The organism is Curvibacter gracilis ATCC BAA-807 (assembly GCF_000518645.1).
Classification (GTDB): Bacteria; Pseudomonadota; Gammaproteobacteria; order Burkholderiales; family Burkholderiaceae_C; genus Curvibacter; species Curvibacter gracilis.
Genome location: NZ_JADZ01000014.1, coordinates 172,950 through 187,925, shown reverse-complemented (window position 1 = coordinate 187,925; position 14,976 = coordinate 172,950). Strand labels below are relative to the sequence as shown.

The 14,976-nt window shown below is 67.6% G+C and carries 15 protein-coding genes; 7 read left to right on the top strand and 8 right to left on the bottom strand.

Annotation, left to right across the window (positions count from 1 at the left end):
• Positions 1-401: 401 nt before the first annotated feature.
• Positions 402-1,256 carry a shikimate dehydrogenase family protein gene (locus L880_RS0112905; protein WP_027476032.1) on the top strand — a complete coding sequence of 285 codons (855 nt, stop codon included), beginning with the start codon at positions 402-404 and terminating at the stop codon, positions 1,254-1,256.
• Between the two features lies 1 nt (position 1,257).
• Here L880_RS0112905 and L880_RS32355 read toward each other — a convergent pair whose 3' ends face one another.
• From L880_RS32355 to L880_RS0112875, 6 genes are all read right to left on the bottom strand, one after another.
• The gene (locus L880_RS32355) at positions 1,258-1,920 is read right to left on the bottom strand and encodes an HAD family hydrolase (protein WP_043329367.1); all 663 of its coding nucleotides are present in this window, start codon (positions 1,918-1,920) and stop codon (positions 1,258-1,260) included.
• A complete protein-coding gene (locus tag L880_RS0112895; RefSeq protein ID WP_019577509.1) occupies positions 1,917-2,702 on the bottom strand; it encodes an IclR family transcriptional regulator domain-containing protein in 786 nt (261 codons plus the stop codon). Before L880_RS0112895 ends, L880_RS32355 begins: the two co-directional genes overlap by 4 nt.
• 60 nt (positions 2,703-2,762) lie before the next feature.
• Positions 2,763-4,373, bottom strand: coding sequence for an acyl CoA:acetate/3-ketoacid CoA transferase (locus L880_RS0112890; RefSeq protein ID WP_027476031.1), 1,611 nt, complete (start codon positions 4,371-4,373; stop codon positions 2,763-2,765).
• An 8-nt stretch (positions 4,374-4,381) separates the two neighbouring features.
• Positions 4,382-5,542, bottom strand: a complete 1,161-nt coding sequence (locus L880_RS0112885) for an acyl-CoA dehydrogenase family protein (protein WP_027476030.1) — start codon at positions 5,540-5,542, stop codon at positions 4,382-4,384.
• Between the two features lie 92 nt (positions 5,543-5,634).
• A complete protein-coding gene (locus L880_RS35625) occupies positions 5,635-5,790 on the bottom strand; it encodes a hypothetical protein (RefSeq protein WP_157462844.1) in 156 nt (51 codons plus the stop codon).
• Between the two features lie 70 nt (positions 5,791-5,860).
• Positions 5,861-6,784 carry a LysR family transcriptional regulator gene (locus tag L880_RS0112875; protein WP_027476029.1) on the bottom strand — a complete coding sequence of 308 codons (924 nt, stop codon included), beginning with the start codon at positions 6,782-6,784 and terminating at the stop codon, positions 5,861-5,863.
• 115 nt (positions 6,785-6,899) lie between these two features.
• Between L880_RS0112875 and L880_RS0112870 the strand changes: the two genes are divergently transcribed.
• The 4 genes from L880_RS0112870 (at position 6,900) to L880_RS0112855 (ending at position 10,538) form a co-directional block, all read left to right on the top strand.
• Positions 6,900-7,949 carry a Gfo/Idh/MocA family protein gene (locus L880_RS0112870; protein ID WP_027476028.1) on the top strand — a complete coding sequence of 350 codons (1,050 nt, stop codon included), beginning with the start codon at positions 6,900-6,902 and terminating at the stop codon, positions 7,947-7,949.
• Positions 7,950-7,995: 46 nt separating this feature from the next.
• A complete protein-coding gene (aroQ, locus tag L880_RS0112865) occupies positions 7,996-8,442 on the top strand; it encodes a type II 3-dehydroquinate dehydratase (protein ID WP_027476027.1) in 447 nt (148 codons plus the stop codon).
• A gap of 239 nt (positions 8,443-8,681) precedes the next feature.
• Complete coding sequence (locus tag L880_RS0112860; protein WP_019577516.1) at positions 8,682-9,632, top strand: AEC family transporter; 951 nt, start codon at positions 8,682-8,684, stop codon at positions 9,630-9,632.
• 75 nt (positions 9,633-9,707) lie between these two features.
• On the top strand, positions 9,708-10,538 hold the full coding sequence (locus L880_RS0112855; RefSeq protein ID WP_027476026.1) for a KilA-N domain-containing protein: 831 nt from the start codon (positions 9,708-9,710) through the stop codon (positions 10,536-10,538).
• Between the two features lie 4 nt (positions 10,539-10,542).
• Here the strand turns inward: L880_RS0112855 and L880_RS0112850 are convergent, their stop codons facing one another.
• Together L880_RS0112850 and L880_RS0112845 are read right to left on the bottom strand one after the other, a co-directional pair.
• Complete coding sequence (locus L880_RS0112850; protein ID WP_027476025.1) at positions 10,543-11,379, bottom strand: shikimate dehydrogenase family protein; 837 nt, start codon at positions 11,377-11,379, stop codon at positions 10,543-10,545.
• A 119-nt stretch (positions 11,380-11,498) separates the two neighbouring features.
• The gene (locus L880_RS0112845) at positions 11,499-12,890 is read right to left on the bottom strand and encodes an MFS transporter (protein WP_157462842.1); all 1,392 of its coding nucleotides are present in this window, start codon (positions 12,888-12,890) and stop codon (positions 11,499-11,501) included.
• A 228-nt stretch (positions 12,891-13,118) separates the two neighbouring features.
• Between L880_RS0112845 and L880_RS0112840 the strand changes: the two genes are divergently transcribed.
• Together L880_RS0112840 and L880_RS0112835 are read left to right on the top strand one after the other, a co-directional pair.
• Positions 13,119-13,889 carry an IclR family transcriptional regulator domain-containing protein gene (locus tag L880_RS0112840; protein ID WP_027476023.1) on the top strand — a complete coding sequence of 257 codons (771 nt, stop codon included), beginning with the start codon at positions 13,119-13,121 and terminating at the stop codon, positions 13,887-13,889.
• Positions 13,890-14,085: 196 nt separating this feature from the next.
• Positions 14,086-14,970 (top strand): 4-hydroxyphenylpyruvate dioxygenase, encoded by an 885-nt coding sequence (locus L880_RS0112835; protein WP_027476022.1) that lies wholly within the window; start codon positions 14,086-14,088, stop codon positions 14,968-14,970.
• The last annotated feature ends 6 nt before the right edge of the window (positions 14,971-14,976 follow it).

Below are 14,976 nucleotides of genomic sequence, written 5' to 3'. Positions count from 1 at the left end.
TCCCCCTCGCCCGCGGTGGCAGCCGCAGAGCAAAAGACCAGTGGGGCACCGCCCCCTCGCGAAGGCACGGCGCCCCAACCCGGCACCTTGGATGGCTGAATGCTAGGCATCGCCCCGGGTCAATTCAATGCAAGCCCGCAGCCACCGTGCGCATAGCGCGCAAGTCGAGCGCCTCACACCCGATTCAGGGGATATCCCTAGCGTTCGCGGGCACCGGCAAACAACACCCACCCAGCGCCAAGTCCTTGCCACTGAAAGGAAAAACCCTGTGATGAAGGCATTTCCGCACGCCCTGCGCGCTGTGCGCCCACCCGCTGCAGCACGCGCTTGAAGCCCGGCCACCGAGCCACTATCGTGCGGGCCTGGTTCATTGACGGGCCGCCTCCGGCCCCTTTTCTTGCATGCTCATCGACGGACACACCCAGGTCTTTTTCGTGCTCGGCCACCCGGTCACCCAGGTGCGCGCGCCCGAGGTGTTCAACCCCTTGTTCCAGACGCATGGCGTGAACGCCGTGCTGCTGCCCGCCGAGGTGGCGCCCGAGCGCTTTGAGGGCTTTGTGCGCGGCGCCCTGTCGGCCGCCAACGTGCCGGGCCTGTGGCTCACCATCCCGCACAAGACGCCCGCCGTGGCCCTGTCTCAACACGTGGACCGGCTGGGCCGGCGCGCCGGGGCGGTGAACGCGCTGCGCCGCGAGCCGGATGGCAGCCTGCGCGGCGCGCTGTTCGATGGCCTGGGCCTGTCGAAGTCGCTGGACCATTTCGGGCTGGCGCCCGAAGGCCGCCGGGTGCTGGTGCTGGGCCTGGGCGGCGCGGGCACCGCCGTCGCCACCTCCTTGGCCGAACGCCGGCTGGGCACGCTGGCCCTGTGGGACCGTGACCCCGCCCACACCCAGCGGATCGCGGCGCGTCTGGCCGACGGTGCCGCCGCCCCGGTGCACGCCGTGGCCACGCCCGACGCCAGCGGCTTTGACCTGGTGGTGCACTGCACCTCGCTGGGTCTGAACCGGGATGATCCGCTGCCTTTCGACGTAGAGGCCCTGGCGCCGGGCGCCGCGGTGGTCGACATCCTCATGAAACCCTATGCCACGCCCTTGCAACAGGCCTGCGAAAAGCGGGGCATCACCGTGCACCCAGGCTTCGAGATGCTGACCCAGCAGGTGCCCGAGTACCTGCGCTTCTTCGGCTTCGAGGCCATGGCCGATGCGCTGGCGGCCGACCTGACGCCCGTGCGCCAGGCCTTGCAACGCGTCGCCTGATTCAGGGCAACAGCTCGCTGAGCCGATCGATGAAGTGCACACGCTGCACCAGGGCCTCGGGCAGGCCGGCGCGCGGGTGGAGTGAAAAGGCCCGCATGCCCGCGGCCAGAGCGGCCTGCAGACCGGGCAGGCTGTCTTCGACCACCGCGCAGTGTTGCGGCGCCATGCCCAGGGCCTGGGCCGCATGCAGGAACAGACCGGGCTCGGGCTTGAAGCTGCCCACCTCATAGGCGCAGTAGACGTGGGCGCCGAAGGGCTCACGCAGGCCCGTCAGGCCCAGTGACAGCTCGACCTTCTCGCGTGGTCCGTTGGTGGCCACGGCCATCGGCCGCCCTTGCGCGCGCAGGGTGGCCAGCAACTCGGGAGCGCCCGGCATGGGCTGCAGGCCCTGGCGAAAGCGCAGCTCGGTCTGGCGGCGCACCCGGGCCATGAACTCGGCCTCGAAGCCCGCCGGCCGGTCGGCGCGCCGGGCCGCGATCCAGGCCACGCAGTCGGCCATGCGCACACCGCGAAAACGCTGCCGGGCCTCCGCCAGACTGAGGCTCAGGCCTTCTTCGAGCGCCAGCGCATGCAGCACCTCCAGCCCGGGCTCCTCGCTGTCGACCAGGGTGCCATCGCAATCGAAGATCAGCGCCTCGATGCCGTGCAGCAAGGCGGTGCTCACACCAGATCGCGCAGCACGTTGGCCACCTCGGTCAGGCGCGGCAGAAAGCGCTGCACCATCTCGTCATGGGTGTAGGGCTGGGCCGGCATGGTCGAGCCGATGGCGCCGCGGCATTCGCCCTTGCGGTCTTTCACCGGCATGGCGATGCCGCGCAGGCCCAGGGTGAGCAGGCCTTCGCTGGTCCAGTAGCCCTGGTGGCGGGCGGCGGCCACGGTCTGCAGAAACTGCGGGGCATTGGCCGCGCTGTTCTGGGTGAAGGCATTGAATTCGTGCACCGCGGCCCAGGCCTCCAGGGCTGCCGGGGTGAAGGTGGACAGCATGGCAATGCCTGGGGTCACCAGATGGGCCGGTACGCGGGCGCTCACGGCAAAGCCGATGGACTCCATGCGGTTGCTGGCACTGCGCGCCACGTACACCACCTCGTGGCCGTCGAGCACGCTGAAGTTGAAGGTCTCGCCGCAATCGGCCGACAGGCGCTGCAAGAAGGGCTGCACCAGGCGCGGCAGGCGGGCCGAGTCGAGGTAGCTCTGGCCCAGGCGCAGGATGCGTGGCATGAGCCAGAAGCGCTTGCCGTCGGTGTCGGCATAGCCGAAGTGCACCAGGCTGAGCAGGTAGCGGCGCGCCGCCGTGCGGGTGATGCCCGAGCGGGCGGCCACCTCGGACGAACTCAGGCGCGGGTGCGCGTCGTCGAAAGCCTCGATGACGCGCAAGCCCCGGCCCAGGCTGTCGATGATGTCGCTGGATTCAGCGTTGTCTTTGGAAGCGGCGGGCGCAGTGGACATGGCGGTATGGCATTCAGGGTAGACGGGGCGGCACCCGCTGGAGTGCCGCCATGGGCTGCATCATGCCTCAAGCGCCGGCACTTTTGACTCGCAAAAATGGGCCTGCGCCATCGTGGCGAGCGCGCTGGCGATCCGGGGGCGGAAGTCCATCTGATCGAGCACGTCGCGCTGCAGGTCGATGCCCGGCGCCAGTTCGAACAACTCCAGCCCCTGCGGCGTGAGCCGGAAGCTGGCCCGCTCGGTGAGGTACAGCACCTGCTGACCCCGCACCAGGCTTTGCGGCCCGCTGAAGGTGATCTGGTCGACCTGGCGCACCAGCTTGCGCACGCTGCCCTGTTGCAGCACGCGCATCTGGCCATCACCGGTCTGCAGCTTCACCCCCTTGGCGGCAAAGGTGCCGCAGAACACCACCTTGCGGGCGTTCTGTGCGATGTCGATGAAGCCGCCGGGGCCCACGGTCAGCCCACCCAGGCGCGACACATTGACGTTGCCCTGGGCATCGAGTTCGCCCAGCCCCAGGAAGGCGATGTCCAGACCGCCGCCGGCATAGAAGTCGAACTGCGTGGCGGCATCGAGCATGGCGCTGGCGTTGCGCGCATAGCCGAACAGCACGCCGTCGAGCAGGGTGCCGCCATAGGTGCCGTGTTCGATGGTCTGGTACAGGCGGTGCTGTTCGCCCCGCGCCGCGATCAGCTTGGCCACGGCATCGGGCACGCCCACGCCGAAGTTGACCACCGGGCGCGGCTTGCCGGTGTTGAACAGCTCTTCGGCCGCGCGCCGGGCCACGGCCTGGCGCTCGCCGAAGGCCTGGGCGGCAGCGGCCTGCTCGGCCACCTGATCGGCCTGTTCGCTGGCGCGGCGGGCCTCACCCGTCAACTCGCCGCTCAGGGCCGGGTCAAAGGGGATGTCGTAGCTGGCGCGCTGTTCGGGGTCGACCACGATGGCATCGACCCAGGCGGCCGGGATGCGCACCTCGCGCGCCTTGAGGGCGCCGCGCGGCAGCCGCTCCTTCACCTGCACGATCACCCGCCCGCCGCTGTTGCGTGCGGCCAGGGCCAGCGACTGGGCATCGAGGTTGGCGGCTTCGTGCTCGAAGCTGATGTTGCCGTCCTCATCGGCCGCGCTGGCGCGCACCAGGGCGATGTGGATAGCGAAGGGCTTGTAGCGCAGGTACTCGCGGCCATCGAGCTGCAGCACCTCGGCCAGGTCGTCGCGGGCGCGCTCGTTCATGCGGCCGCCGCCCTGGCGCGGGTCACACACCGTGCCCAGCCCCACATGGGTCAGCAGGCCGGGGCGGCCGGCGCCGATCTCGCGCATCAGCTGGCTGGACACGCCACCGGGCAGGATGTAGGCCTCGATCTTGTTGTCCAGCGCCAGCTGCTGCATGGCCGGCGACCACACCCAGTGGCCGCCGATGACGCGGCGCACCAGGCCCTCGTGGGCAAAGCAGTTCATGCCCTTGCTCTTCTTGTCGCCGATGCCCAGCGCATGCACCACGCTGAGGTCGCGCGGGGCGCCACTGGCCAGAAAGCGGGCCTGCACGGCCTCGAACAGGCAGGTGGCCTCCATCAGGCCACCGCCGCCGCCCATGAGGCCCACGGTGTCGCCATCGCGGATCAGCGCCGCGGCCTGGGCCGCGCTCATGAATTTGGATGCGTTGAGTTCGCTCATGCCAGGCCTCAGCGGTGCAGGTCGAACAGGGCGGCGCCCTTCTTGAGCACGCTGCGCGCGATCACGGTGCGGTGGATCTCGCTGGTGCCGTCGAAGATGCGGTAGATGCGGGCGTCGCGGTAGTAGCGCTCAATCGGCAGCTCCTTGCAGAAGCCCATGCCGCCGAACACCTGCACGGCCCGGTCGACCACGCGGCCCAGGGTTTCGGCCGCATGCACCTTGACCTGGGCAATGCTCTCGCGGGCGTCCTGGCCCTGGTCGAGTTGCCAGGCCGCGTGCAGCGCCATCCAGCGCGCGGCATTGATCTCGATCACACTGTCGGCCAGCATCTGCTGCACCAGTTGAAAGTCGCCGATGGGCTGGCCGAACTGCTGGCGCTGCGCAGCGTAGTCGACCACCTGCTCCAGCACATGGCTGGCCTTGCCCACGGCGCGCGCACCCACCTGGGCCAGGCGCACCACGTTGAGCGCGCCCATGGCCAGCTTGAAGCCCTGGCCCTGCTCACCGAGCAAGGCCACGGGTTCGAGCGCCACGTTGTCAAAGAACAGCTCGACGTGGGGCGTGCCACGCAGGCCCATCATCTTCTGGTCCTTGCCCACGGTGAAACCGGGCAGGCCCTTGTCGACCATGAACATCGAGATCTCGCGCTCGCCGGTCTTGGCCGAGACCAGGAAGAAATCGCTCCATTCGCCATCGCTGATGAAATGCTTGCTGCCATTGAGCACCCAGCCGCTGTCGGTGCGCCGGGCATGGGTGCGGATGCCCTGGGCATCCGAGCCGGCGCCGGGCTCGGTGATGGCAATCGCGCAAGTGCGCTCGCCGCGCACCGTGGGGCGCAGCCAGCGCTCGACCTGCTCGCCCTGGCACTTGAGCAGGGGCTCGTAGATGTTGCCGAAGGCGCGGCGGATCAGGATGTCGCTGGTGTGGCCGAACTGCTCCTCGCACAGGATGCGGTCCACCACGCCCAGGCCACCACCGCCATGCTCGGCCGGGATGTTGAGGCCGTACAGGCCCAGGGCCTTGGCTTTTTCGTGCACGGCGCGGGCCTTGTCGGGGGCCAGAAAACCCTGCTGCTCGACCTCGTCTTCGAGGGGCTGCAGTTCTTCGGCGATGAATCGACGCACGGTGTCGATCATCATTTTCTGTTCGTCATTGAGGGCAAAGTTCATGGGGGTCTTTCGGATTCGGGGGACAGCAGGCCCCCGCACCTGGATGGCGCGGCGGGCCCGGGGTGGCAACAGCAAGGCAAGGCTGGCGCCGCTCAGGCGCTGCTGTACCAGCGGGCTCCGAAAAAGAAAGGCAGGCGCGACAGCGCCTCCCCCTGCGACACCGGGGCTGCGCAGCACGACACCCACCCCGCCATCAGCGGGCGGGGCAACAGGAACATCGAGAGCGCGGACATGGGTGAGCTGGGCATGAATTCAATTTGTGGAATCTTATTCCATTTTTGAAGATCATTCCAATATCAACCCTCCAGGCCTGCCGGATCAGGTGGTGAAGGTGTGCAGGGCGTTGGGGCCACTGCGCAGTTCGTCCACCAGAAACGACAGGCAACGGCGCAGCTTGGGCGACTGCTGGGCCCGCGCCGCCGTCACGGCCCAGACATCGGCGTTCTGGCGGTAGTCGGGCAGCACGCGCACCAGGCTGCCGTTGCGCAATTGCTCATCCACATCCCAACTCGACAGCAGCACGATGCCCTTGCCGGCCAGGGCCATGTGGTTCACCACATCGCTGTGGTTGGAGCCCAGGGTGCCGGTGACCTTGACGGTCTCGGGCCCGCGCGGCCCCTGCAGGCGCCACACGCCAAAACTCTGGTGCCGTTCGCGGAACAGCAGGCAGTCGTGCTGCGCCAGGTCGGCCAGCTGGCGCGGGGTGCCACGCCGCGCCAGGTAGGCCGGTGCCGCACACAGCACCCGCACGCTGGGCAGGATGGGGTGGGCGATCAGGTGCGGCTCGCTCACCTCACCCATGCGGATGTCGATGTCAAAGCCCTCGCCCAGCAAGTCGATGCGGCGGTCCACCAGCTCCAGCCACAGCTCCAGCGCGGGGTGCTGGTCAGACAGCCTGGCCAGGATGGGCGAGAGGTGGTTGCGCCCCAGGCGCAGGCTGGTGGCAATGCGCAAGGTGCCCGCCAGCGCCCCATCGCCGGCAGGGCCCTGGGCATGCCACTCACCCGCGGTGTCCAGCACCCGCCGGGCCCAGGCGTAGGCGGCCTCGCCGGCTTCGCTGATCAGCACGCGGCGCGTGGTGCGGTGGAACAAGGTCACGCCCAGCGCGCGCTCCAGGCCGGCGATGCGCTTGGTGACATAGGCCGGCGAGATGCCGAGTTCGGTCGCAGCCCCCACAAAGCTGCCCCGCCGGGCCGCGAGGCAGAAGACCTGCAGGTCCACCAGATCCCAGGCTTGATTCATTTATTTATTCACCATCAGGAAATTGTGAATGGAATTTCAAGCGCATTGTGAATCGATCAAGCGGTTTTATCGTGGCGGGGCCGGCGCTAGAAGACCCACCCACACTGAGACACGCATGACCCACCCCCTTCGCATCGCCGTGGCTGGCGCCGGCTACATCGGCCAGGCCCACATCGCCGCCCTGCAACAGACCCCGGGCGCCAGCCTGAGCGCCGTGGTCGACCCCTCCCCCACCGCCCCGGCCCTGGCGGCAGCGGCCGGTGTGCCGCTCTACCCCAGCCTGGACGAGTTGCTGCGCCACGACCGGCCCGACGGCATCGTGCTGGCCACCCCCAACACCCTGCATGTGCCCCAGGCCCTGCAATGCCTGGAGGCCGGCCTGCCGGTGCTGCTGGAAAAACCCATCGCCCCCAGCGTGGCCGAAGCCCTGACCCTGGTCGAGCGCGTGGAGGCCACCGGGGGCCGGGTGCTGATCGGGCATCACCGGGCCCACAGCCCCATCATGGCCAAGGCGCGCGAGGTGGTGCAGGCCGGCGCCCTGGGCCGCCTGGTGGCGGTGATGGGCAGCGCCACCTTTTTCAAGCCGGCACGCTACTTCGACGAGGGCCCCTGGCGACGCGAGCCCGGCGGCGGCCCGATCCTGCTCAACCTGATCCACGAGGTGCACAACCTGCGCCTGCTGTGCGGCGAGGTGGTGGCCGTGCAGGCCCTGGCCTCGAACGCGGTGCGCGGCCACGCGGTGGAAGACACGGTGAGCATCAACCTGCGCTTTGCCAATGGCGTGCTGGGCAGCTTCATGCTGTCCGACACCGCCGCCTGCGCACGCAGCTGGGAGCAGACCTCGCAGGAAAACAAGGCCTATCCAAGTTACGATGACGAGGACTGTTACGTCATCACCGGCACCCAGGGCAGCCTGGCGGTCCCGACGATGCGACTCAAAACCTACCCCCGCACCGGCGAGCCCTCCTGGTGGAAGCCTTTTGAGGTGGGCGTGGTGGGCCTGGTGCGCGACGATCCGATCGTGCAGCAGATGGCGCATTTCGGGGCTGTGGTGCGTGGCGAAGCGCCCCCGTTGGTGAGTGCGCGCGACGGCCTGGCCAACCTGCGGGTGACCGAAGCCATCGCGCATGCGGCCGCCAGCGGCGACACGGTCGAACTCCTTTGAAGCCCCCTGATCACCACCCGATTCAAGCAACACAGAAAGACAAGCGATGAAGATCCTCATGCTGCATGGCATCAACCACAACATGTTCGGCAAGCGCGACCCCAAGCAGTACGGCACCATCACGCTCGAACAGATCGATGGCCAGCTGCAAGACCTGGGCCGTGAGCTGGGTGCCGAGGTGGTCAGCTTCCAGACCAACCACGAAGGCGCCATGTGCGAGCGCATCCACCAGGCCTACGAAGAAGGCATGGACGCGGTGCTGATCAACGCCGGCGCCTGGACCCACTACAGCTACGGCATCCGCGACGCCCTGGCCATCCTGACCGTGCCGGTGGTGGAACTGCACATGTCCAACATCCATGCCCGCGAGGCCTTCCGCCACGTCTCGGTGTTTGCCGAGATCGTGAAGGGCCAGATCTGCGGTTTTGGCGTGGACAGCTACATGCTGGCCCTGCGTGCCGCCGTCTCGGCCGTGCAGCAAGCCCGTACCTGAAAGGCCCCCACGGTCGCGCACTGCGTGTCGCTCCCTGCCCCCCGAGGGGGCCGCAGGCCGCCTTCGGGCGGCCGGGCGGCGGCCTGGCCCCCACGGTCGTGCACTGCGTGTCGCTCCCTGCCCCCCGAGGGGGCCGCAGGCCGCCTTCGGGCGGCCGGGCGGCGGCCTGGAATTAACCCTCCCCGCTCAGCGCCCGCCGGCCGAAGGCCGCGGGCGCTGAGCCGTTTTCAGCCACCTTCATGCTCGATATCCTGGCCATCACCGGCCCCATCTACATCGCGATTGCCCTGGGCTTTCTGACCACGCGCGCGGGCCTGTTCAGCAAGCCCGACATGCGCGTGTTCGGCAAGTTCGTGATCAACCTGGCCCTGCCGGCCATGCTGTTCAATGCCCTGGCCAAGCACCCGATCGGCGAGATCCTGAACACCAGCTACCTGCTGGCCTATCTGGCGGGCTCGCTGTTGACCCTGGGCCTGGGCTACACCGCCTACCGCCGCCTGGCCCACACCCCGGCCCTGCAGAGCACCTGCTACGCCATGGGCCTGTCGTGCTCGAACAGCGGCTTTGTGGGCTTCCCGATCCTGGTGCTGACCCTGGCCCCCGTGGCCGGCGTGGCCCTGGCCCTGAACATGGTGGTCGAGAACGTGGTGATGATCCCCTTGCTGCTGGCCATGGCCGAGCGCGCCCGCGGCCACGCCACGGGCTGGCGCCACCTGCTGGTGGACACCAGCCGCCGCCTGATCACCAACCCGATGGTGATCGGTCTGCTGCTGGGCTTCGGGGTGTCGTTGTCGGGCCTGCACCTGCCCACCGCGCTGGAACGCAGCGTGGGCCTGTTCGCCCAGGCCAGCGGGGCGCTGTCGCTGTTCGTGATCGGCGGCACGCTGACGGGGCTGTCATTCGGTGGCCTGCTGCGCCGGGTGGCCCCCATCGTGGCGGGCAAGCTGCTGCTGCACCCGCTGGCCGTGCTGGCCGCCGTGTCCGCTCTGCCGCTGATCGGGCTGGCCCCGCTGGCACCGCAACTCAAACTGGCTGCCGTGCTCAGCGCCGCCATGCCCATGATGGGCATCTACACCATCCTGGCCCAGGCCTATGGCGAGGAAGACACCGCCGCCGCGTCGCTGCTGGCCGGCACCGTGGCCTCGTTCTTCACGGTCAGCGGCTTGTTGATGGCGTTGCACACAGTGTGAGATCGACGAACAGCCTGATCCAAGGAACAGGCTGCCCGCCCCCAATCAACAGGGCATCCCAGAATGGGCTCTGCCATGAACACACGCAACATCAACGTCAAAGGGACAGCCGTCACAATCACCTCAAGGCATCAGCAAGACTACCTCTCGCTGACTGACATGGTGAAGGGCTTCGAGGGGGGCAACGCCCTGATCGAACAGTGGCTCAAAAACAAGGAGACGGTCTTGTTTCTGGGGGTTTGGGAACAGCTCAACAACCCGGGTTTTAATTCCCTCGAATTCGAGGGAATTAAAACAAATGCAGGGCGAAACAGCTTCTTCCTGTCCGCCAGGAAATGGATAGCCAGTACGGCCGCAATCGGGCTCCACGCACGCGCCGGGCGCTATGGTGGCACCTACGCCCACAAAGACATTGCTTTCGAATTCGGCTCCTGGCTCAGCCCTGAATTCAAGCTTTACCTCATCAAGGAATTCCAGCGTCTCAAGGACGCTGAAGCCCGCAGTCAATCGCTGGCCTGGAACGTACAGCGGACTCTGGCCAAGGTGAACTACAAGATCCACACCGATGCGATCCAGGAACACCTGATTCCACCACGCATCACGCAGGAGCAGGCGCGCATCATCTATGCCAGTGAAGCCGATCTTCTGAACATGGCCCTGTTTGGCCTCACGGCCGCCCAGTGGCGCCAGGGCCAGGCCAAAGCGGGCGAAAACCTACGGGACACGGCAACACTGGAGCAGTTGGTGGTGCTCTCGAACCTTGAAAGCATCAACGCGGTCTTCATTCACCAGGGGCTAGATTCTGAGCAGCGCCTGGCTCAGCTGAACGCCATCGCCATCACCCAGATGCGTTCACTGCTGGGCCTGCCCGACCTGCGGGCCCTGCAGGGGCCGCCCCCGGCCTGAACCCTCAATACTGGATCTGCGCCACGGCGCGCAGTTGCTCGGGGGTGGCACTGCCGAAGCCGAAGAACTCCAGGTAGGCCGGGATCATCTCGAACAGCATGTCGGTGCCCAGCTGCACCGGACAGCCCTTGGCCATGGCGGCTTGCAGCAAGGGGGTGTAGGCCTGCTTCATCACCACTTCACCGACAAAGGTGCCGGGGGCGATGCGGTCCACATCAAAGGGCAGCGGGTCGCCGTCCTTCATGCCCAGGGGGGTGGCGTTGACGACCAGTTCGAAGCCGGCCGGGTCGTTCGAGCCCGTGCTCACGGTGAGCGCCGGGTAGTGGGCACGCAGGCGGCCGGCCAGGGCCTCGCAGGCGGCGGTGTTGAAGTCGAACAAGGCCATGTCGGCCACGCCGGCGGCCGCCAGCGAGGCGGCGATGGCCGAGCCCACGCCGCCGCAGCCCGAGACCAGCACTCGCCGGCCCGCCAGGGCAAAGCCCTTGCGCTCCACGCCGCGCACAAAGCCGGCACCATCGAACTGGTCGCCCAGCAGGCTGCCGTCGGGGCGCAGCAGGATGGCGTTGCAGGCACCGGCGATGCGGGCCGTGGGGGTGGCTTCGTCCACCAGGTCCAGCGTGACCACCTTGTGCGGCATGGTGATCAGGGCCCCGTGCAGGTTGGTGAAGCGGCGCAGCACCTGCAGGGTGTCACGGTAGTCGTCGGCCTTGACGCCCATGGGCACGACCACGGCGTCGATGCCCTGCTGCTCGAACCAGGGGTTGTAGATCATGGGCGCCTTGAAGCTCTCGGTGGGGTAGCCGATGTGGGCGATGAGTCGGGTTTTTCCGCTGATGGGCATGTCAGTTCCAGGAGTCAAAGAGAGGTGGTGCGCCGGTGGTCAGGGTCCATGAAAAAAGGCCCGCCCAGGGCGGGCCCTCGGGCCAGCGCCCCCTGCCATGGCAGGGGGTGTGGCGGGTATCAGCGCTTGGCCGAGGCCAGGGCCTGGGCGCGGGCCTGGTTGTATTCAGCCGCCGGCACGGGGGCGGCATCGGGCTTGCCCAGGTCCTTGGTCTGCAGGCGGAAGGTTTCGCGGGCGGACCAGGCTGCCAGCGAGGCGATCACGGTGATGCCCAGGGCGATGGCGCCCACGGTGGTCGGGATGTCGGCCGCGCCGGGAGGGGCGACCGCAGCGAACAGGGCCGGCAGCAGGGCCGTGAACATGGTGCCGATGTTCTGCGAGATGGCCATGGCGGTGACGCGGGTGCGGGCCGGGAACAGCTCGGGGTAGAAGCTCGGGAACACGGCGTTGTAGCCTTGGTAGACCACGCCCCACATCAGCAGCGACATCACCACGGCCAGGGGCACGTTCTTGGTGCTGATGGCATACAGGTAGCCGAAGGACAGCAGGCCGGCACCGAGGGCGCCCACGATGATCGGGGGGCGACGACCGATGCGGTCGGACAGGTTGCCCACAAAGGGAATCACCAGCACGGCCACGATGTTGCCGAGCACGGGAATCCACAGGTACACGCTCTTGTCAAAACCGATGCCGTAGCCCGGTTGCACCGCGTAGGCCGCACCGAACACGGTGGTGACCACGGGGATCACGTTCATCAAGGCCATGCAGACCACGCGCAGCATGTTGGGGCCGCTCTCGGCAAACGCCTGCACGATCGGGGCACGGGGCACGGCGCCTTGCTTGGCCTCCTCGGCGAACACCGGGGTTTCCTCGACTTCGCGGCGGATGTAGTAGCCCACGACGATGACGATGAAGCTCAGCAGGAAGGGCACACGCCAGCCCCAGCTGTTGAACTGCTCGCTCGGCAGGTAATAGGCCAGGGGCAGGAAGATGGCGGCGGCCAGGATCTGGCCGGCCTGCACGCCTTGCAGGGTGAAGCTGCCGTAATAGCCGCGACGGCCCAGCGGCGCGTGCTCCAGGATCATCGAGCTGGCGCCCGAGATCTCACCGGCCACGGCAAAGCCCTGCACCAGGCGCATCAGCACCAGCAGCGCCGGTGCCCACAGGCCGATCTGGTCATAGGTGGGCAGCAGGCCCACGGCCATGGTCGAGATCCCCATCAGGAACATGCACAGCACCAGCACCTGCTTGCGGCCATGGGTGTCGCCCCAATGGCCCAGGAAGAAGGCACCGATGGGGCGCGCCACATAGCCCACGCCATAGGTGGCCAGCGAAGCCACGATGGCCACGGTCGGGTTGCCCGAGGGGAAGAAGATCTGCGGGAAGATCAGCGAGGCGGCGGTGGCGTAGATGAAGAAGTCGTAATACTCCAGCACCGAGCCGATCCAGCCGCTGGCGGTCGCTTTCTTGGTTTGTTGCAAGCCGTGTTTCGCGGCTTTTTGATCAGACATGGATGTCTCCAATCGTCGGTTGTGTTGTCGAATGCCGTTCTGGGGCACCGCGTGCTCGCACGCCAGGGCCCTGACACGTCGAGGCGGCCGTCAAGCCGCTTCGGGGTGGAGGCGAATGTAGGTGGCGAGCCCCTGAAACACCAGACCCGGCCCCCTCGACGCGTGCGATGATCGAACGCGGCTGTGCGCCAATGAATCACAATAGGGGTTTCACCGGAGGTCACCCTGATGAGTCAGCCCCCCGCCATCGACCGCCAGCACCTGATCGAAGGCCTGGGAAAAGGCCTGCGCGTGCTGGAGTCTTTTTCAGACGAACACCCCCGCCTGACCGCCACCGAGGCGGGTGAGCTGGCCGGGCTGACCCGCACCGCGGCACGCCGCTACCTGTTGAGCCTGGTGCACTTCGGCTACGCCGACACCGACGGCAAACACTACTGGCTGCGCCCCCGGGTGCTGCGCATCGGTCAGACCTACCTCGAATCGGCCCGCCTGCCCCGGCTGGTGATGCCTTTTCTGCAGCGCCTGTCGATGCAGACCGGCGAGACCGGCAACCTCAGCGTGCTGGACGGCCACGACGTGGTCTACCTGGCCCGCAGCAACTCACCTCGCGTGCTGTCGATCGGTTTTCACACCGGGGCCCGCATCCCCGCGCATTGCGTGTCGCCGGGCCCGGTGCTGCTGAGCAGCCTGGAGCCCCCGGCGCTGGCGCACTGGCTGGGCGAGCACGATTTCAGCCGCTTCACGGCCAACACCATCACCTCGCAGCCCACCTTCGAGGAATCGGTGACCCAGGCCCGTCAGCAGGGCTATGCCGCCACCGACCAATTCATCAACCTGGGCATCTGCGGGCTGTCGGTGCCCCTGGTCAATCGCAAGGGCAGCAGCGTGGGGGCCCTGAGCCTGACCTTCCAGCGCGAGGCCTACCCGGGCGACGCCGCCCTGCAGAAACTGCTGCCCGGGCTCAAGGAGATCGCCGAGATCCTGCGCGGCCTGGTCTGAAGACCCGGCCGGCCCGCGCGTGCCACAGCACAAAACGAGCGACTATCGCGCAGTCTGCGCGGCATGCGTTTGATGCGGGCAGCACACCCGGCTTTCGTGCAGGCCCTTGGCAGCATTGGCGGCATACTCGCCCCATCGCCCTGCCAACGGCCGCACCAGGCCACTGGACGGGCTGTTGCGAACCGAAGAGGACCGAATGACCCCACTTGGCACCGACCGCGAAGCCGTGCCCGACATGCCCAATCGCCTGGGGCTGAACGGCATCGAATTCATCGAATACGCCACCACACGCCCCCAGGCCCTGGGCCATGTGCTGGAGACCATGGGCTTCAAGCCGATTGCACGGCACCGCTCGCGCGAAGTCATGTTGTACCGCCAGGGCGGCATGAACCTGATCATCAACGCCCACAGCGAGGACGCCCGCGTGAGCGCCCTGGTGGACGAAAAGCCCGTCATTTCGGCCGTCGCCTTCCGCGTCAAGGACGCCCTGCGCGCCCACACCCGCTGTGTGGAACTCGGCGCCTGGCCGGTGCCCAGCCATGCCCAGGCCATGGAGCTGCACATTCCGGCCATCCATGGCCCGGGCGGCAGCCGCATCTATCTGGTGGACCGCTGGACCGAGTTCTCGATCTACGACATCGACTTCAAGCCCATCCCGGGCGTCGATCAGCACCCGCCGGCCCTGGCCGGCCTGGACTACTTCGGCCTGGTGCAGTACGTGGACCCGGGTCGCAGCGAGGACTGGATCAGCTACTACGAGACCATGTTCGACTTCAGCACCGTGCCGGAAGACCAGCGCTACGGCATCCTGCCCAAGGGCAAGGTGCTGAAGAGCCCCTGCGGCCAGTTCATGTGGCAGCTGATCGAGCCCGACCCCTGGATGGAAAGCGACCGCGCGCCCGAGAACCTGGAGCGCATCGGCCTGGGCACGCCCGATGTGGGGCAGGCCGTGGCCCTGCTGAAGAGCCGCGGTGTCGAATTCATCGAAACCAGCAGCCTGCACCCCGAGGACCGCGGCGCGCTGACGCGGCGCGAACTGGGTTCGGTGTCCTTCGAACTCGTGCACCGCACGGGTGACTGACCGAGG

Coding starts and splice junctions, on each gene's coding strand:
- L880_RS0112905 (WP_027476032.1), top strand. CDS start 402: ATGCTCATCGACGGACACACCCAGGTCTTTTTCGTGCTCGGCCACCCG.
- L880_RS0112895 (WP_019577509.1), bottom strand. CDS start 2,702: ATGTCCACTGCGCCCGCCGCTTCCAAAGACAACGCTGAATCCAGCGAC.
- L880_RS0112890 (WP_027476031.1), bottom strand. CDS start 4,373: ATGAGCGAACTCAACGCATCCAAATTCATGAGCGCGGCCCAGGCCGCG.
- L880_RS0112885 (WP_027476030.1), bottom strand. CDS start 5,542: ATGAACTTTGCCCTCAATGACGAACAGAAAATGATGATCGACACCGTG.
- L880_RS35625 (WP_157462844.1), bottom strand. CDS start 5,790: ATGCCCAGCTCACCCATGTCCGCGCTCTCGATGTTCCTGTTGCCCCGC.
- L880_RS0112875 (WP_027476029.1), bottom strand. CDS start 6,784: ATGAATCAAGCCTGGGATCTGGTGGACCTGCAGGTCTTCTGCCTCGCG.
- L880_RS0112870 (WP_027476028.1), top strand. CDS start 6,900: ATGACCCACCCCCTTCGCATCGCCGTGGCTGGCGCCGGCTACATCGGC.
- aroQ (WP_027476027.1), top strand. CDS start 7,996: ATGAAGATCCTCATGCTGCATGGCATCAACCACAACATGTTCGGCAAG.
- L880_RS0112860 (WP_019577516.1), top strand. CDS start 8,682: ATGCTCGATATCCTGGCCATCACCGGCCCCATCTACATCGCGATTGCC.
- L880_RS0112855 (WP_027476026.1), top strand. CDS start 9,708: ATGAACACACGCAACATCAACGTCAAAGGGACAGCCGTCACAATCACC.
- L880_RS0112850 (WP_027476025.1), bottom strand. CDS start 11,379: ATGCCCATCAGCGGAAAAACCCGACTCATCGCCCACATCGGCTACCCC.
- L880_RS0112845 (WP_157462842.1), bottom strand. CDS start 12,890: ATGTCTGATCAAAAAGCCGCGAAACACGGCTTGCAACAAACCAAGAAA.
- L880_RS0112840 (WP_027476023.1), top strand. CDS start 13,119: ATGAGTCAGCCCCCCGCCATCGACCGCCAGCACCTGATCGAAGGCCTG.
- L880_RS0112835 (WP_027476022.1), top strand. CDS start 14,086: ATGACCCCACTTGGCACCGACCGCGAAGCCGTGCCCGACATGCCCAAT.